13 protein-coding genes are annotated in these 19,766 nt (G+C 37.4%); 4 read left to right on the top strand and 9 right to left on the bottom strand.

The window, feature by feature from the left end:
• Positions 1-7: 7 nt before the first annotated feature.
• A complete protein-coding gene (locus ACFIM6_RS05990; RefSeq protein WP_375612078.1) occupies positions 8-1,363 on the bottom strand; it encodes an L-cystine transporter in 1,356 nt (451 codons plus the stop codon).
• Positions 1,364-2,178: 815 nt separating this feature from the next.
• Here ACFIM6_RS05990 and ACFIM6_RS05985 point away from each other — a divergent pair.
• Positions 2,179-2,616: a type ISP restriction/modification enzyme gene (locus ACFIM6_RS05985; RefSeq protein WP_375612077.1), complete on the top strand. Its 438-nt coding sequence runs from the start codon at positions 2,179-2,181 to the stop codon at positions 2,614-2,616.
• 1,124 nt (positions 2,617-3,740) lie between these two features.
• On the opposite strand, the gene ACFIM6_RS05980 is transcribed toward ACFIM6_RS05985, so the two are convergent.
• Both ACFIM6_RS05980 and ACFIM6_RS05975 read right to left on the bottom strand, forming a co-directional pair.
• Positions 3,741-5,114: a glutamate--cysteine ligase gene (locus ACFIM6_RS05980; protein WP_375612076.1), complete on the bottom strand. Its 1,374-nt coding sequence runs from the start codon at positions 5,112-5,114 to the stop codon at positions 3,741-3,743.
• 68 nt (positions 5,115-5,182) lie between these two features.
• Positions 5,183-5,926, bottom strand: a complete 744-nt coding sequence (locus ACFIM6_RS05975; RefSeq protein WP_375612075.1) for a 16S rRNA (uracil(1498)-N(3))-methyltransferase — start codon at positions 5,924-5,926, stop codon at positions 5,183-5,185.
• Positions 5,927-6,161: 235 nt separating this feature from the next.
• On the opposite strand from ACFIM6_RS05975, the gene ACFIM6_RS05970 reads away from it, so the two are divergent.
• A complete protein-coding gene (locus ACFIM6_RS05970; protein WP_273790383.1) occupies positions 6,162-6,305 on the top strand; it encodes a hypothetical protein in 144 nt (47 codons plus the stop codon).
• A gap of 315 nt (positions 6,306-6,620) precedes the next feature.
• Here ACFIM6_RS05970 and ACFIM6_RS05965 read toward each other — a convergent pair whose 3' ends face one another.
• Complete coding sequence (locus ACFIM6_RS05965) at positions 6,621-8,501, bottom strand: AsmA family protein (protein WP_375612074.1); 1,881 nt, start codon at positions 8,499-8,501, stop codon at positions 6,621-6,623.
• A 317-nt stretch (positions 8,502-8,818) separates the two neighbouring features.
• Between ACFIM6_RS05965 and folD the strand changes: the two genes are divergently transcribed.
• Entirely contained in the window at positions 8,819-9,718 is a 900-nt protein-coding gene (gene folD / locus ACFIM6_RS05960) for a bifunctional methylenetetrahydrofolate dehydrogenase/methenyltetrahydrofolate cyclohydrolase FolD (RefSeq protein ID WP_375612073.1), read from the top strand.
• 66 nt (positions 9,719-9,784) lie between these two features.
• Here the strand turns inward: folD and edd are convergent, their stop codons facing one another.
• The 5 genes from edd to ACFIM6_RS05935 all read right to left on the bottom strand — a co-directional run bounded on the left by edd (position 9,785) and on the right by ACFIM6_RS05935 (position 16,742).
• A complete protein-coding gene (gene edd / locus ACFIM6_RS05955) occupies positions 9,785-11,608 on the bottom strand; it encodes a phosphogluconate dehydratase (protein WP_375612072.1) in 1,824 nt (607 codons plus the stop codon).
• Positions 11,609-11,663: 55 nt separating this feature from the next.
• Entirely contained in the window at positions 11,664-12,416 is a 753-nt protein-coding gene (pgl, locus tag ACFIM6_RS05950; RefSeq protein WP_375612071.1) for a 6-phosphogluconolactonase, read from the bottom strand.
• 10 nt (positions 12,417-12,426) lie between these two features.
• On the bottom strand, positions 12,427-13,899 hold the full coding sequence (gene zwf / locus ACFIM6_RS05945) for a glucose-6-phosphate dehydrogenase (RefSeq protein WP_375612070.1): 1,473 nt from the start codon (positions 13,897-13,899) through the stop codon (positions 12,427-12,429).
• 120 nt (positions 13,900-14,019) lie between these two features.
• The gene (locus ACFIM6_RS05940; RefSeq protein ID WP_375612109.1) at positions 14,020-15,303 is read right to left on the bottom strand and encodes an NAD(P)/FAD-dependent oxidoreductase; all 1,284 of its coding nucleotides are present in this window, start codon (positions 15,301-15,303) and stop codon (positions 14,020-14,022) included.
• 11 nt (positions 15,304-15,314) lie between these two features.
• Positions 15,315-16,742 carry a glutamine synthetase family protein gene (locus ACFIM6_RS05935; RefSeq protein WP_375612069.1) on the bottom strand — a complete coding sequence of 476 codons (1,428 nt, stop codon included), beginning with the start codon at positions 16,740-16,742 and terminating at the stop codon, positions 15,315-15,317.
• Between the two features lie 1,594 nt (positions 16,743-18,336).
• Between ACFIM6_RS05935 and ACFIM6_RS05930 the strand changes: the two genes are divergently transcribed.
• Positions 18,337-19,758 carry a coproporphyrinogen-III oxidase family protein gene (locus tag ACFIM6_RS05930; RefSeq protein ID WP_375612068.1) on the top strand — a complete coding sequence of 474 codons (1,422 nt, stop codon included), beginning with the start codon at positions 18,337-18,339 and terminating at the stop codon, positions 19,756-19,758.
• Positions 19,759-19,766: the final 8 nt, after the last annotated feature.

The following is a 19,766-nucleotide window of genomic DNA, read 5'->3' as shown; positions in this document are numbered from 1 at the left end:
TCTAAAATTATTTTTTAAAAATACTTTTATCTGTTGTCCGTAATATTTGACTGGTGACCGTTCCAGCTATCATTGAATCGCTCACGTTTAGAGCAGTCCGTCCCATATCAATTAGCGGTTCAATAGAGATAAGTACAGCAACCAAAGTAACAGGAAGCCCCATAATTGGTAACACAATCAATGCAGCGAAAATAGCACCTCCCCCCACACCAGCAACACCAATAGAACTCAACGTTACAACACCAATAAGCGTAGCAATCCAAGTAGGATCAAGAGGATTAATACCCATAGAGGGTGCAATCATGGTCGCAAGCATCGCTGGATAAAGACCAGCACAACCATTTTGTCCAATTGTTGCCCCAAAAGAAGCTGCAAAACTCGCAATGGATTGTGGTACACCTATCCACTGTGTTTGCGCTTCAATATTCAAAGGAATACTTGCAGCACTTGAACGACTGCTAAAAGCAAATGTTAAAACTGGTAAAACCTTTTTGAAAAAACGAAAGGGATTAATCCCAGAAATACCAAGCAATACACCATGAATTCCAAAAATTAAAATAATACCGACATAAGAGGCAATGATAAAAACCAGTAAATTTAAAATATCTGTAATACGCGATATTGCTCCTACTTTCGTCATAAGTGCAAAAATACCATAAGGCGTCAAAGCAATCACAATACGGACTAACCGCATAATCCAAGCTTGTGCCACTTGAATAAATAAAAGCGCTTTTTCTCCTTTTTCTGGCTCATCTTTCTTTAAAAGAAGAACCGATGCACCTAAAAATGACGCAAAAATCACAACACTAATAATTGACGTACGTTTAGCTCCACTCAACTCAGCAAATGGATTTTTAGGAATCATAGACAAAATCATCTTTGGTATATTCATATCTCCAAGTTTAGAAATATGACCTTCAAGAAGAGCAGAAACATTTTGCCCTTCATGCACCAAACCATCGGTTGTTAATCCAAAAAAATTAACCACAAGCACACCAACCAATGCTGAAAGAGCCGTTGTAAAAAGCAATATTGAAATTGTTATTATACTCATCTTTCCAACAGCATAAACAGAATGTAAATGAGCAACTGCTGAAACGATAGAGATAAAAACCAATGGCATAACAATCATTTGCAACAATAAAATATAGCCCTCACCGACAATGTTAAACCATTCAACGGATTTCAATAAAGTGCTTTCACCCTCTCCATAAATAAACTGCAAAACACTTCCAAAAATCAAGCCAAGGATAAGCCATAGCATAACACGTAGTGAAAGACTCCATTGCATTTTCTTACTTTGAGAAACCAACAATAAAAAAATAACAAATAGAAATAAATTGACGAAAAAATTAAATGTCATTGTCTATGCTCACTATTATTATGGTTGACATAAATAATCTGCATAATTCAAAATCAATGCATGATATTTAAAATTAACCTATAAAGCTTACAAGGCTTTTACAAAATCATTATTTTTTTAATTTATAGATTAAAAGAGAATTTTTTATCTACTAATAACTGTTTAAAGAAAATAAATAAAATTATTTTCTTATTATTTAAATTTTCACTCTCATAAAATAGTTAAAAAAGAGAAATATAAGCAGCATTCATTGCATCTTAATACTGAATAATTCCAGCATATCTTATCCTATAAATCTCTTTACCTCTCTCTTTTTCTATTTGAACTGAAGCGAGCTTTCCAAGCAAGGATGAATTAACAATCGAACATTCATGATTTTTCTAGAAAATACACCAACAAGCTACTTCTGCTCATTTTATGGACTGCACTCTCAATAGCTTTGATCAGCACTTCAAATATAATTATTTTATTGAAAATACTTTTTATACATTCTTTCTTTGCTCTCAATGAAAGCTTTTTTATTTTTCAAAACTCTTTTTATAGTCATAAAAAGGCTTTGAAATACAACATGTTGATTTATAATCATAATTTACTGTTTTGCATATTAAATGAGAGTCCCGAATAACGTAAGATTCTCTCATTTCAAACCTGTTTATCTTGAATCAATCAAAATCATTTGCTTGCACGTCACAAGCAGGGCTGGCGTATGAGTAAAAATGTATAAGAAAGGAGTAGAAAGACCTCTTATGAAACATCTTAATGCAAGAGTTGCCGTAACATTGGAGGGCGGAGCTTGAGCAGAAAATATAAATAATATGATTGCTTTTTATAATAGCGCAGTAAAACGTTTTAACGATACCTATTCATATGCTGATCGAACAACACGTGCATGTGCTATAGATAATTTTGTCACTTTAGATATAAAAAAGATAAGTTGGAGTTATAATGTTACGCAAGAACTAATAAGAGGAAAGGTTTTTGAATTTGAAGAGGCATGCCTCACTCAGAGTTCATATCATCCTTTTACGCAACAGTGGTTTTATTATAATCGGAATCTCAACGATGGAATTTACCAAATGCCTCGTATAGTCCTGATAGGACAAAAAGTTGAAAATAGGATGATACAAATTACAGGCATAGGAGCACGAAGCGTTTTTTCTGTATTGATAGCTAAGAATTTGCCTAATCTAGATGCAATAGATACAGGTCAATGCTTTCCACGGTATCTTTATAAAAACGTTGAATCTCTGTAACTGTTCATGATGAAAAACAATCCCATTTGTTTGCAAATTCAATAAAGGAAAGAAAAACATCTGGTTTACAGAGGCGTGATACCATTACGGATGAAGGACGAGCACATTTTAAAGCTGCTTATCCTAGTGAGAGCATAACAAAGACGATTACAAATTTCTAGATAATGAAAACAATGGAAAAGACTGAGGATATATGATTAAAATGAGAGGCTTTAAGTCTACAAATATTATAAATTTTATGAATAGTACAGTTTAAAGCATTAAAAGCAGTCTTACAGTAGATTTACAATGTATGGGGATGATTAATTGCCTATAATAAGTTGCGCTCATACTGATAAAGATTATTCTGCTATAGAAATGTTGTGCTTTTTTGAATTTTTGTGCGTATTCAAACACTCATTCGTTACAAGCTCAATCTCTTTATCTCGTGCCTCTTTATCAAGAATAATAGTATTTTAATATAATACCCCTTTGCATACAAATAGTTATTTCTTATCTATGAATAGCTTATAATTTCATATAACTCTATGAAGATAATATTTTTTATTTATCAATATTTAATGATGTAATTAACACATTCATTATATATAATAATCTTTATTTCTATCTATTTACATAATATATTTATTTTTTTTATAAAAATAAAATTGAGTTATACATACATAGATCTATCGGTATTTTTTCTACTGTCTTTTTAGCGCACTGAAAGATTGATATCGTAATTTTTGTATAATAAAATACTCTTTCATATAAGCATCGTATATTGAATTATAATAATTGACTATTAACCGCAAATTATATTTTTTATCCCTTTTAAAAGTAAAAAATATAATTTTCAGACCTATTCATAAGTAGGCTTAGCCAAGTGAATAAAAAATGTTTGATAATAAGCTTTATCTCTTATGAACTATCTTTTGTACAAAGGGACAACATTATGATTACGGAAATATCGTGATATTATTGGGTATAAAAATCACACTCCCCAAGAAATTTTTGTATTGTATCCTTTCCGTTATGAGAAATGTTAAAAGAAAGATAGGATATGCTCTCTAGAGCAAATGAGTGAATGAACCACCACGGTGATATGCATTTTTAAAAAAGTAGGAAGTATCTTTGCTTCAAATTTAATAGGCACATTCTAAAAATAAAGGTTCTACCGACTCATTCCAAATAGAATAGTAATGGGACAAAAATTTTTCAGCATCTGTTTGTCCCATTGCAACAACCTCTTCTAGAGGATTAAGAAAATTTGTTTCATCAAAACCATTCGTATCATACTGTTTGCGATTTTTTAAGCCTTTGCGAGCAATAGCGAGAGCTTGACGTGCTAACTCTAAAAGAATAGTTTGACGAAAAGGAGTTCTTAACCCTTCTTTAGGAACGCGTTGGCGCAACTCTAAAACTTCTTCAAAACACCAATCTTTTGTCAAAGCCTCTGCCTCATTAAGTGCTTCCCTATCATAAAGAAGCCCAACCCAAAAAGCCGACAACGCACAAATGCGCTTCCAAGAACCACAATCAGCTCCCCTCATTTCTAAAAATCTTTTTAAGCGGACTTCAGGAAATAACGTTGATAAGTGATTAATCCAATCTCCCATGTTTGGAATTGAATTTGCAACTTGTCCTTTTAATGCTCCATTCATAAACTGACGAAACGTTATGTGTGTACAATCATAATAACGACCATCCCGCACAACAAAATACATTGGAACATCAAGGGCCCATTCAACATAATCAGCAAAACCAAAACGCTCAGAAAATACAAAGGGCAGAACGCCTGTCCTCTGATTATCCGTATTACGCCAAATTTCAGAACGCCACGATAAAAAGCCATTTGGGCGCCCTTCTGTAAAGGGCGAACTTGCAAATAATGCCGTTGCAATGGACTGTAACTTCATGGATACTTGCATTTTTCGCCGCATATCACTTTCAGATGAAAAATCAAGATTAACCTGAACTGTTGATGTGCGATACATCATATTAAGACCATTATACCCCACTTTAGGCATATAATCAGTCATAATCTGATAACGTGATTTAGGCATTCGCGGCGTTTCAGCTAAAGTCCACTTTGGACTAGCTCCAAGACCTAAAAAACCTATACCTAATGGTTCTGCAATTTTTTTGAGAAGAGTTAAATGCTCCATCAACTCGTAATATGTATGGCTTACTGATTTTAATGGTGCACCAGATAATTCAAATTGTCCCCCAGGTTCCAAAGAAATGGCTCCCTGATCAACTGATCCTACGAGCCCAATAATATTCTCTTCATCTAAAATAGGTTTCCATCCTAAGGCGCTTTGCATCCTCTCTAAAAGCGCTCGGATTCCCCTCTCTCCTTCATAAGGAACAGGGTGAAAACCATCTCTATAAAACGGAAATTTTTCATGTTCTGTACCAATGCGCCAATCATCTTCTGCTTTATACCCCCCTTGGAAATAGCTAACCAAAGAATCTAAGTTATAAATTTCACTTTCATCAGTTATATCAAGCGCCATAACTTACCGTATCCTATAATTGGTATCATCATCTTAAATAAATTGTTTAGAATGATTTTACAGATTTCTCAATCCATTGCCCAATCCCCCACGGTAGCATTAAGAAGAGCCAAAGCAGCAACAGCGGCAGTATCAGCGCGTAAAATACGCGGACCTAGTGATATTGGAAACACAAAAGGATGTTTTTTTAAAAAGCTCCGCTCTTCTTCACTAAAGCCACCTTCCGGTCCAATAAGAATACCAGGTGTTGTAACGTCACGCTTTTTAAAAGAAGGTAATGGATTATGCAATTTATGCTCTTCATCACAAAAGAATAAAGGCTGTGTCTCATCCCACTGTGCTAAAAGTTCTGCTAATGATAGAGCCGATACGCATTTAGGAAGAGATAAAATTCCACACTGTTCAGAAGCTTCAATAACATTGGCTTCCATACGCGCCATATTGATACGCGTAGCCTGCGTATGATGCGTTATAACAGGCTGCAAAATCGATACCCCCATTTCAACAGCTTTCTGCACCATATAATCCAACCGCGCATTTTTGAGTGGAGCAAAGCAATAAATAAGATTGGAATGCGTCGTTTGTAATCTTTCTTGATGGATAAGCTGAACCACAACAAATTTTTTCTTAACAGTGATAAGTTTAGCAAGCCACTCACCATCCTGTCCATTAAAAAGTAAAATTTCTGCTCCTTCTTTCATACGCAAAACATGCATAAGATAAGAAGCTTGTGCCCCCTCTATCTTTATTTCTTCATTCAAAGCCAATGTCTGCCGGATAAATAATCTTTTAAGTTTATAATTTATGCGCATAAAAATTTTGCCAATGCTCACTATCGTCATCGAGAAAATGAAGAAAAATATATAGCAAAAAGAAAAAATTATATCTATAGAACTATAATATATTAAAGAATTATAGAGTTTTTTTAGCTTTATGAGATAATAATAGGAACTTATAGATCCTTAAGTGATTCTGCTTTCATAAAAGTTTAAATAATGCACCATTCATCTTTGCATTCAGTCATTGATGCATCCGTGGAGGAAAAATATGTCTGCTAAAAAAGCTACAATTATTACGATTACAACCCTCTTAGCCTTTATTTTGATTACAGTGGGAATTGGTTCTGTTGGAGCCGACGGGAAGCATACAATTACCAAAGATGGCTATGGTATTTCTTCTGCGATTCAATAAGCACTGGCCAACATCCTCCTTAAAATTTTAATGTTTTTTAGCAATTTTTATAAGATTAGCACCGATATTATGAATCTCTTGTATTTGAAAGATTCCATAAGAAGGTTTTTTATTCCTCTCTTCAGTCATTTATCTATACCAACCTCACTTATTATGACGGTGAGGATGGTTTTTACTGCTTCACGACGAACGGATTTAAAATGAGAGAATCTTCCGATAATGGGAGCTCTGATTTAAATTTAAAAGACAATTTTAAGTTGCAAAAAGACGAATTACCATTATAGGATAGAATATTATACAGATGAAAAACGATACTCAATCTGTGTTAATATCTTTTGTAACCCAAAAATCGCCATGATTTTGTCCTTTAGAGCTTAGAGAAAATGTAAAAGGCCATGCAAGGCTATTAGCAAGACATTGGACATCTTTACATAAAGTTTCTGATCTATAGTTTTTGCGTAGTTGTGCCTGTAATATCAGTTCATTTTCCTTCCCTTGCGCAATAGCAGTTGCAATGATTCCTTGAATGGATAAGCTCAAGTCTGCTGTACGCATTAATGACTCTGTTACCTTCATCATACCTTCTGAAAAGCTTGTCTGAATATCCCAGTGATCAAATGTTGTTGAAAAAGTATCATTATTCATTAAAAGAAATTGTTGTTTATTTGAAAGTCTTGTTTGTAATTCATTCAGATCATACCCTAATAGCCGACCAGAAGACATCTTCAGTGTTAACTCACCCTGCATTTTCGTAAAAATTTCTGGCCAAGAATCAGCAAGTGTTCGTACCGTTGCAGTAAAATTCGTTTTGCTTTGTATAAATGGAATAAATCCCAAGATTTCTAAAGTCTCCTGCATATCAATAGAAGCACCTGAAATATTTCCTCCAATACGCACTTTCTGTCCAGCTGAAGTAACTTCAATATTACTTTGCACAGATCCACCAAAAATATTCGCATGTCCAAGATCAAAAATACCATGACCATCTCTTATTTGTATTGCAGCAGCTAAATTTGTGAGTGAAATATTTCCTATTTTAGCTTGTGGCGCAGAAAGTCGTATATCCACGCCAATACAATCAAAAGTTCTCATGTCAAAGCAGGCATTTTTCTTTTTACCTGAAAAAAACATTGAACCCAAGAGGCTAAGGTCTAGATTATCAAAGGCTAAAGAGCCCATGACATTTGGTACATAATCTTGAAAATCGAGTTTTAAAGCTCCTCGCGCATTGGCTTTCCCCATCGTAAATGTAACATTGTTCATTTGGATATGCATTGGCTGCGCTAAAAAATGAGATTCCCATACAATGGGTATTTTTAATTTATGTCCCCAAAACTGATTTCCACCAACCCAAGACAATGTCTGATTCCATCCAGGAGAACGCATTGACACTTTTCCGTCAAAAATATAATATTCAGATAATCGAGCCTTTCCTGTAAAAGTTATTCCCCCACGTACAGAATTGAGACTTGCCCTAATATGACTTTTGCCTCCAGCAAGAAGCAGTAATGCTTGAGAAGCATCAAGTGATAATTTTGTAAACTCTCCGCGCCAACGCGCATCTGCACGTAACCGTACTTCCTGAGTTGATTCCGGCCAATCTAAAGTTGCATTTAATCCTGTTATTTTTTCTGCTACTCCTGAAAAACTATCGTGATACACAAGAACACCATTTTTAATGACAATCCGTCCAAAAGGTTGTTTTAAAAGGTGCTCTATCTCTGGATGCTCAGGATTATGTTTTAATATTTCACGCGTATTACGTATTGCCACCCCTAATGCACCTTGTGAGCGAGAAAACCGATCAAAAAAATCTGCTATTGTTTTAACAGGCTTTTCCATAACAAATTGAGGACGCATAATCCGCGTCTCTGAAAAAGAAATATGTCCCCAAAGAAGATCGACGACAGAAAGATCAACTTCTATTGATTCAGCTTCCATTAATGGCGCAACATCATCCATTTTTGATGTTAAAGTAACGCCAGAAAGAAATGCTTTAGGATAAGGAAAAAGATGTAACCGCGGTGGATCACGCAATTGCACATTGTAACCCGTCCATGCACTTAAATCCTGCGCTAAACGAATACGAATCGCATCTGTAGAAATAAGATAAGGTAAAACGAGAATCCCCACTCCAAATAAAAAGATAATTGTAATAAAAACTCCGCTCAAAAATTTTATTATTCTGATGCGCACATTATCCCTCTATACTTATCCCCCTATAACAGATTAAAAACAAACTTAAATGATCATAAAAAGTTTTTATAACCCTATAATTCACTATATCCACTTTGTATCTTCATTATTTTTGTTCTTTATCCAAAATTTATTCAAACAGCAATGTTGCTGCTTCTTTATAAAGCAATTATTTAAAAGTCTTCAAAACTATAAATCCACAACATTATAAAACCATTCTTACTGTTCTCATATGAATATTGCTATAAAACTCTATCGTATTATTAGAAAATGCTTTACAAAAAAAAAACAAACAGCCTTACCGAAAGGATCTCTGAATGAATAATATTATCGACGGAAAAAAACTTGCTGAAGAGATTATTGTGAAAGTTAAGGCCGAAACAGCAAAGCTCCGCCATCACTATAATATACAACCTAGTATCGCTGTTATTATCGTTGGAGATGATCCTGCAAGTCAAGTATATGTCACCTCAAAAAATAAAAAAGCCGAAGAATGTGGGTTTCTTTCAATCAAACATGCCGTTTCCAAAGAAACGCAAGAAAAAGAACTCCTTCAACTTATTGCAACATTAAATTCTGATCCCAAAATTCATGGTATTTTGGTACAGCTGCCTCTCCCTGCTCATATGAATACAAATCGCATAACACAAGCCGTTGCTTTCCAAAAAGATGTTGATGGTTTTCATTATATTAATGTAGGAAAACTCGCGGCAAATGCACTTGAAGATGCAATTATTCCCTGCACTCCAGCTGGTGCCATGATGATGATTGAACAACACTGTGGACGAGATTTATCTGGACTTGATGCTGTCGTTGTTGGACGCTCTAATATTGTTGGAAAACCTATGGCTGCCCTTTTAACAGCAGCCAATGCCACTGTGACAATTGCCCATAGTCGTACCCGTGACCTTGATGATGTGTGTCGAAGCGCTGATATTCTAGTAGCAGCTGTAGGCCGCCCACAAATGATTAAAAAAGACTGGATAAAAGATGGTGCAATTGTTATTGATGTAGGTATTAACCGCGTTGCTGCACCAGAAAAAGGTATAGGGAAAACACGTCTTGTTGGTGATGTCGATTTTGAAAACGTAAAAGAAAAAGCTGCTGCGATCACCCCTGTTCCAGGAGGCGTTGGACCAATGACAATTGCCATGCTTATGGTTAATACACTCAAAGCCGCCGCGCGATCACACAATCTGCCGATACCAAAATTCTAAAAATTGTAACAATTCCTTGTATATGGTTTCATTGTATATGATTCAGCTTATTTATTTTTGCATTTTTCATGTCATAAAAACAGATGCCCCTTGATCTGCACGATTAACGGATTGACGAAAAACATGAAAAAGTTCGCGTCCAACACCATGTTCGTTTTTTGAAAGATCCGGAGATATGATTTTTCGCGCGTTAAATTTTGCTAAATCCTCCAAAAGGGTTAATTTACCCTCATGAGCATCAAGAAAAACAATATCACCATCCTGCAAACGTGCAATGGGGCCATTATCCACTGCTTCTGGTGTCACATGGAGAGCAGCAGGAATTTTTCCTGACGCTCCTGACATACGCCCATCGGTTATCAATGCTACCTTTTGACCGCGATCTTGTAAAACGCCTAAAATGGTCGTTAATTTATGAAGCTCTGGCATACCATTGGCTTTTGGTCCTTGATAGCGAATGACAGCGATAAAGTCTTTATTATGCAACACTCCAGATTTAAAAGATTTTTGTAGTTCCTCTTGATCATTAAAAACAAAGACTGGTGCTTTAATCTGCCAATACTCTGGTTTAACAGAGGAAACTTTTATAATAGCTGTTCCCAAATCTCCTGATAAAACACGAAGACCACCATCAAGCTGAAATGGCTTTCTCCACCCCGCTAACACCTTATGATCACCACTTTCCTTAAGAGCCGCTTCACGCACCACATGACCATCAGCAGAAAGCTTTGCTTCAATTGCATAAGCATTGAGATCTTTACCAAAAACCGTAGAAACATCTTCATGTACCAAACCTGCCTCGATAAGCTCGCGAATAATAAATCCCATTCCCCCCGCAGCGTAAAAATGATTAATATCTGCTAAACCGTTAGGATAAATGCGCGCTAAAAGAGGCACAACGGATGAAATTTCTGCAATATCATGCCATGTCAATTTAATACCGCAAACAGCAGCCATAGCAATCAAATGAATCGCATGATTGGTAGAACCTCCTGTTGCATTTAATCCTACAATGGCATTCACAAAAGAACGCTCATCAATGATCATACCAAGTGGACTATAATGATCACCAAGATCTGTCATTTCAAGTACACGTTTCGTAGCTTCTTTTGTTAAAGCATCACGCAACGGTGTATTCGCATTAATAAAAGAAGCTCCAGGCATATGAAGCCCCATCATCTCCAGTATCACCTGATTAGAGTTAGCTGTTCCATAAAATGTACATGTTCCTGGCCCATGATAAGAACGTGCTTCCGATGCTAGAAGTGTTTGGCGATCTATTTTATTTTCCGCGTAAAGTTGACGTATCTTTGCTTTTTCATCATTACCTTGACCACTTGTCATAGGACCAGCAGCTATAAAAATTCCTGGTAAATGACCAAATGTTAGGGCACCAATCAATAAACCTGGCACAATTTTATCACACACCCCAAGATACAATGCTGCATCAAAGACATCGTGTGATAAGCTTATAGCTGTTGCCATTGCAATTACTTCACGCGAAAAAAGGGAAAGCTCCATCCCCGCATTTCCCTGCGTAACACCATCGCACATCGCGGGAACACCACCTGCAACCTGTGCAACACCACCAACCATACGGGCCGACTCTTTAATTAAGTGAGGAAATTTTTCAAAAGGTTGATGTGCTGAAAGTATATCGTTATATGCCGTGATAATACCAATATTCCCAACGATATTTCCCTTCAAACGCTCTTTATCTATTGCACCACAAGCAGCAAAGCCATGAGCCTGATTGGCACATCCTAAAAAACTCCGTTTGGGGCGATGAACTTGTGCTTTCGCAATACGATCTAAGTAAATTTCTCGTGTTGATCGAGAACGTTCATAAATTCTTCGTGTAACTGTGGCAATTGTCTTGGAAAGTGCCATATTTCTCTCCCCCTTTCATTGTTTCTTCCCCTCATTCATTGAGAGAGATTACGTTTTATTCACTTTGTGTCACATATTTTGATTCACTTATTTCATTTTCTGCAGGCGACCAATAAACCTGAACGAGATGAGGGGAATTACGCAGAATTGCCCGAATAGGCATTTCTATTTCAGACCCGTCTTGACAAGCTTCTTCAAAACAATCGCGTTTCTGAAAACCTTCGAAATGGAGAATAATACAACGAGATTGCATAATAACTGGCAAAGTTAGTGAGAGTCTTGGCTCAACAGCACTCTTAGCATGAAGGGGTAAAACAAGTGCTTGTGTTCGTAAATCAAGCGCTTGCTTTAAACGATCAGCATCAGGAAAAAAAGATGCCGTATGTCCATCCTCCCCCATTCCTAAAACAACAACATCAAAGGGTTTAGGCAAAGTATTAACACGACTCGCCGCTGAAAAAGCAGCAAGTTCAGCAGTAATTGTTTTATGATAAAGCCCTACAAAACGTGCTTTTTCGGCAAAATTTTGTAACAAATGACACCGTACCATATGTTCATTTGAACGTTCCTCGTGTGTAGGAACAAAACGTTCATCGACCAAAGTGATAATAATATTTTGCCAATCAATATCCGCTTTTGATAAATAATGAAAAAACAATTCTGGTGTTTTACCACCAGACACCGCTAAAACTGCTCTCTTGCGCTCAAGAACAGATACACTAAGCTCTGCGGCTACTCGATCTGCCAATGCCAAGGCTAAAGTCTGAGGGGTTTCAAAATCTAAACGGTCAATATTCATTCTATACATACTTATTGCTCTAAACTAAATTGTTCCATATACGCCCATCACGTTCCATGAGGCTCATCGAAGCAGACGGCCCCCACGAACCAGCGTTATAACTATGAACAGGCTGTTGTATTGTTTCCCATCCCTCAATGATTGGATCAATCCAACGCCAAGCAGCCTCAACTTCATCACGACGCATAAACAGTGTTTGATCTCCACGAATAACATCCATTAATAAACGTTCATAAGCATCAGGATTACGTTCAGAAAATGCAGAAGCAAAACTCATGTCTAATGGAATGTGACAAAACCGCATACCGCCATAACTTGGATCCTTAATCATCAACCATTGTTTTACACCTTCATCAGGTTGGAGACGAATTACAAGCCGATTAGAAAAAATTTCATCTAAATCCACATTAAAAATATTATGAGGAATAGGTTTAAAAACCACAACAATTTCAGACATTCGCGTGAACATGCGCTTACCTGTTCGTAAATAAAAAGGCGTATTAGCCCAACGCCAGTTATCAATCTTAACCTTAAGTGCTACAAATGTTTCACTCTTACTCACTCTTCCCAGATCATCAAAATAAGACTCTACCGATATACCATTTGATAGACCAGAAAGATACTGCCCACGTACAGTATGCTGCCCTACATTATGGACATCAAGCGGTGTTAAAGAATGTAAAACTTTAAGTTTTTCATCGCGCACAGCATTAGCACTGTTGGTAAATGGTATTTCCATCGCAACCAAACAAAGTAATTGTAGCATATGGTTTTGAACCATATCGCGTAAAGCACCAGTGCTTTCATAATATTCTGTACGCCCTTCTAACCCTAAAGATTCAGCAACGGTTATTTGAACATGATCAATATAATTGGAGTTCCATAGCGGTTCATAAAGTGTATTAACAAACCGCAATGCCATTAAATTTTGAACAGTTTCCTTCCCAAGATAATGATCAATACGAAAGATCTGCTCTTCATTAAAGGCGCTTGCAAATACATCATTAAGTGAAATAGCTGTTTTTACATCGCAACCAATTGGTTTTTCAATGATAATCCGTGTTTGTGGTGTCACCAAATCATTTTTTTCCAACTTCATCGCAATATCAGCAAAAAGTGACGAACCAACAGCCAAATAAAAAGCTCGAATATCCGCTGAATCTTGTGACAGAAGGAGGGCTAAATCCTCCCACCCTCGATTTGAGGTAACATCAACAGAAACGTAAGTTAAACGTGCAAGAAAACGATTGAGTTCTGTTGAATTGAGATCTTTTGGATGGATATGTTTTTCTAAAGAAATGCGAACAAAATTTTGATATTCTTCACAACTTAAGAAAGTGCGCGAAACCCCAATAATACGTGTTGGCTCACTGAATTGCCCAGCACACTGACAATGATACAAAGCCGGCAAAAGCTTGCGCAACGCCAGATCACCATTGCCACCAAAAACAATACAATCAAAGGAAGAAACTGGAATAATTTTACGCACCATGAACTTGTTTATTTTTCTATTCGATTATGAAATCCCATATCACTTATAAAAGCTTTCATCATTAAAGCAGACAGATACTAAATAAGCCATTAATTTTCTTCATTTCAAGCAATGTTTACATTAAAGGCGATCCAATAAAGAAAACCAACGCATTGCTAAAAATATAAGCGGATAACGCAAAACGCGTCCCCCCGGAAAAGATGAAATCTTTAAGTCTTGGAAATAGGAAAAACGTTCATATTTTCCAGTTAACCATTCTGCGTATAATTTTCCCACGAAAGGAGCCAGCATAACGCCATGCCCTGAATAACCACCACAATAAGTCATCCTTGAGAAAAGTTGGCGAACATAGGGCATGCGTTCAACTGTGATGGCAACCGTTGCTCCCCACCGATGGCTTAAATTGATAGAATGTAATTGAGGATAAATTTCAACAATTTGCCGTTTTATACGTTCATCTAAATTTAGAGGATGCTTATTATCATAACTTTCTACACCACCAAATAAGAGACGATTATCAATGCTTTTGCGAAAATAGCGAACCATAAAACGGGAATCATCAACCGATTCCCCCCCTATAAGAATTGAACTATGCTTTGGTAATGGGTCCGTTGCTCCAATATAAGAGCGAATAGAAACAATATTTTTCTCAATAAAACGCTCCAGACCAAGTTTATACCCATTTGTTGCAAGTAAAACATGCTCTGCTGTTACACTGCCTTTTTCTGTTATTACTTTCCAATGTGCTCCCTTGCGCCTTATGGTCGTTACTTGTGACTTCTCATAAAGCTTAGCACCAGCATCTTGTGCTCTTTTTGCCAACCCAATAATCAATTTTAAGGGATTTATATGACCGGTATCCGCATCATAAATACCACCACAATAAAAAGTTGATCCAAGTCGCTCAAATGTTTCAGCCTTATCCATAAAAGTAAGCGCGTGATAGCCATAACGCTGCATCGCCTCAATATGCCGTTGATAAGAGAGAAGCTCACGCCTTTTATGAGTTACAGAAAGCTGTCCTCCTATCAAATCACACGGACAATTAGGCATTGCGCATAAAGCTAAAATATCTCTTTTAGCTTCTTCTGCCAAATCAAACAGAGCCTTACTGCGCTCAAAACCATACTTTTTTTCTAATGTTTCTACCCATTGCCGTTGCCCTGTTCCCAGCTGTCCACCATTGCGCCCTGAAGCACCATCACCAAAACGTGATGCTTCAAATAAAACAACATCTACTCCAGCCTTGGCTAAATGATAAGCAGCCGAAAGACCCGTAAATCCGCCTCCAATAATGGCAACATCACACTGTCTGTTTTCACAAAAAGAAGGATAAGAGGGGCGCTCTTTTAAAGTATCTTCATACCAAGAAATTCCTGGAGAAATTGAATTATCATCAATCATCGTCATAAAATTTAAACATTCAGCAGGAGATATTCACGCTCCCACGGACTAATTACTTCCATAAAAGTTTCAAACTCTTGTCGTTTGATTGCAGCATAAGTACTGACAAACACATCCCCTAAAATAGCATGTATTGCTGTATCTTGTTCAAACAAATTAACTGCCTCAATGAGTCCACGCGGTAACTCAATATTATCAGCATTCACATTATTTGTCGTTGGCTCATCTGGCTCAATTTTTTGCTGTAAACCAATGAGACCACACGCTAAAGAAGCTGCAAGAGCTAAATAAGGATTCGCATCTGATGAAGGAAGCCTATTCTCGACACGCCGCGCTTGAGGAGCAGAACGAGGAACACGAAAAGCTGTAGTACGATTATCATATCCCCACCGCAAATTAACAGGAGCCGAATTATCAGGTACAAGACGTCGATAAGAATTCACGTAAGGCGCAAGCATCACAAGAACCCCTGGCATATGTTTTTGCAATCCACCAATAAAATGGCGAAAACAGATACTTTCTTCACCATTTTCCTGTGTAAAAATGTTCATACCCGTTTTCTTATCAACGACCGATTGGTGAATATGCATCGCAGAACCTGGCTGCCCCTGAATGGGTTTTGCCATAAATGTCGCATACATATTATGTTTTAGTGCTGCTTCACGAATTGTTCGTTTAAACATAAAAACTTGATCCGCTAACTCAATAGGATCACCATGACGTAAATTAATTTCAAACTGACCTGCTCCTTCTTCATGAATGAGGGTATCAATTTCCAATCCTTGTGCCTCTGAAAATTGATAAATATCATCAATCAAATCATCAAATTCATTAACACCAGCAATGGAATACCCCTGTCCACCACCAATTGAACGCCCAGAACGACCAACTGGTGGAACTAACGGATAATCAGGATCGGGATTTTTTTGTACCAAATAAAACTCAATTTCTGGTGCAACAACAGGGCTTAAACCCATTTTTGTGTAAAAATGAACCACTGTTCGTAAAACATTGCGTGGTGTGTAATCCACAACCTGACCATTTTGATACACAAGATCACAAATCACCTGTGCCGTAGGAGCATCTTCCCATGGAACAATGCTTAACGTAGAAAGATCAGGCTCAAGGCGTAAATCACCATCTGCTTTAGGATATTCAAAACCATGACCATCTTCCGGATAATCCCCTGAAATTGTTGCCATAAAAACTGCTGAAGGCAATGCCAATGATGTTTCCGATGTAAATTTTTTAGAAAGCATCATCTTGCCCCGTGGTACCCCTGCTTGATCAGGCGTAATACATTCAATATCCTCTACCTTACGGGAAGCAAGCCATTGTGAAACTTGTTCCCAATTGCACACACCACGTAAACTTTTGAGAAAACGAGAGACAGGTTTAAAATTCTTACTTTTCGTTTGTTCACCATTTTTTACAGCCATAACATACCAACTTTAAAAACAATCAAGTCCTATTCTTATTGTATCAGCCCATGCATAAACGACACGAAAAAAAATTATCAACTGATATTTTTGAAGAATACTATAAGATCCATCAAGGTAAAAGAACTTTGCGCTCAAAAAGCTATCCTATCACCATAGTGAAAAAATTGATATTGCACGCGATACATCGGTGCGAACCTTCTCCTTATATAAAACAGCGAGAAATACCATATTGTACGTAACCTAATTCCGATTCAAATAATCATATATAAGCAAACATTGGCGAGAATAATAAAGGCGAGATATTTAATTTCCTTTTGGTTGTAGCAATGCTTAATTAAAAGAAAAGAAACTTTTCTTTTAATATGAAGCAAGTTTTGTAACTCTATTGTTATCCACATAGAAGTAAACACCCTAGGATGGTGAGTAGCCTTTACAGCTGTGCTTACAAATACTCACCCCGCCATAATATGCGTAAATGTATTTTCAGGATAAGTCATACGCTCAACATTTCCGACATAAAACTTAACCATCGCCTGCATAACAGAGCTATCAACCTTGTTCTGAGCGGATGGTACGACTCTGCACTTATATCAATTCCCACCGCTTGACATTGCACTTCGCACACAATATTTAGAGCTGAGAATCCAGTAGAGCATACCAAATCCAATAGATAGGATTTTTTGCTAATTGCGCCATGCGTGATTCAACATTTGATAATCTCCAGCCCACTAAGAGGTGTGTTATTTATATCTCAAAAGCCCAAAAATCAGGATATGAAAACACAATAATATCAATTTTCTTTGAACTAACGTCCTTCATCGTCGATCTTCCACCATCGTAAAATCTTTTTTGTATCAGTTGCTTTCACATACTTTGACTTATGATCTCGTGATACTGTGCAGACCGAGCACACGCCCCCCATGCAAATGCACCCCATTAAGCCTAATCCTATTAGATTCTAGCAAAGATAATGCGGCACGTAACTTCGCCGCAGTCATACCAAAACACGATCTATCCCCGTTTTCCAGTACATGGCACAATCTCAATGAGATTTTAGGTAATATGTCAAAATGGCGTGCACGAGTGATGATGTCATGTAATTCGATAATATTATCACACTGGACATTTATATGTTTTCTAATAGGATAATTCTATCTCTTCTCGAAGTTTTACAGGGATATTAAAAAATATATATCTACCTTTAAAACCATCTTTTTGCGCTAATGATATTTCATAACCAGACGCAAATTCCAAATCCCAGCAACATAACAAAGATGCCCCGCACGTCCATTAAAATACCCTGCTTTTTCTCGCCCTAGGCATTCATAGCCCGACCACGTAAAACAGGATACCAATTACAATATCAGACCATAAGGCTGCAAGAGAAAGTTCTTTTATATTTTTATCTTTACATTGCCTCTTAAACAAGCTCATCTGTTCATATAATGAGTTATATGTATAATACATATAACTTCTACAAAAGGAGGATTCATTATGTTCCGTGAAAATCTTTGGTAATACACTCGGATGATTGGGTCACCAGTCGCCCGTCAATAATATAGTGCGAGTTAAGAAATTGGGGGAGTAAACTATGCAACTCGTGGATCATCCTTTTGTGAAGTTCGATCAACTCAAGCCGATTTACAACTTCACATATCCGTTATTTCGCACTATTTCAAATGAATTTTACGATTACCTAGACTTTAATAAACTAGCGCAAAGTAAGCAGATTCCACAAGCGCGTACCATTTCTCTTTATTTGCATATTCCCTTTTGCGAAACCATCTGTTCCTTCTGTCCCTTTCAGAAAGGGGCCTACAAGCACGTTAAGCAAATCGAATCTTATATGTCAGCGCTTACCACAGAGATCAGAACCAAAGGAAATTTCATTCGCTCGCTTAGAGGGCCCATCCGCAGCATCTATATAGGGGGCGGCACACCGTCGCTCTTGTCCGCAGATAATATCCGCCACATCGGAAAAGTATTGCATGCCGAATTTGAGCTCTCTTCCTTAGCCGAGTTTACACTGGAAAGCGAATCGAAGAGCGTCACACGTGATAAACTTTATGCTGCCCGTGAGATCGGCGTTAACCGGATCAGCTTCGGTATACAGAGTTTCATTGAGCGTTTCCGATCATTGTTTAACCTCACCTCAACACGTGAACAAATCAACAATACCGTGGCTTGGTCACAAGAGATAATTGGACATGTCGGTTTCGACCTACTATATGGCATGCACAGCCAGCAAACCGAAGAACTATTATACGATTTGAAGCAAACCAGCGAGCTTCACCCTGAAACCATCAACCTCTATGCAATCAACAATCTGGCTATCACGTCGCAACTGCATAAGTCTTACGCACAAAAAGGGCTTAAACCGTCCAGCCTACAGCATCGACAGATGCTTCGATTATTTAGCGACATCGTTATGCGCAGCTGCGGCTATGCGCCGTGTAATGGGCATTCCTATATCAAAATTGCCAATAACACTCCTCTAACGCTCGCTAAAACGAGTTCAGCTAATTATTTCCGCTATCACAAATATTTGCATGGTTATCATGACGATTATGTGGTTGGCTTCGGGGCGTCAGCACTGTCGATTCTCGGCTCACTCGTCACACGAGCCAATCCCAGTCGAAGCGGATACATTACCGACATACAACTTAAAGGAAAATCCAAAGTATACTACAATTGGGTATCAGCGGAGCAACAAGCCTCCAAAGCTTTTTTTATGCGGCTACCTTATAACGGCCATGCCGAAAAAGAAAGAATTGACTGGACCGCACTTCCCTCTTTCGTATACAATAACCTACAACAGCTCATAGATGCAGGTCTCATCGCAGAAAGTGATAACAATCTCCAGCTGACTCAGCGTGGTTGGCAATGGTATTCCAACCTTATGTATTTTCTTCTACCTCAGGCGGATAGGAATATTTTGGACGGCTATGTCTCAAACATGCTGAATACAACCGCCGTACTTGATGGAACAGTGGAAACCTGTGTGGCATCTTAAGGAGAACA

This window comes from Bartonella sp. AA9NXGY (assembly GCF_042196845.1).
Lineage (GTDB): Bacteria > Pseudomonadota > Alphaproteobacteria > Rhizobiales > Rhizobiaceae > Bartonella.
This window is presented reverse-complemented; position numbering and strand designations above follow the sequence as displayed.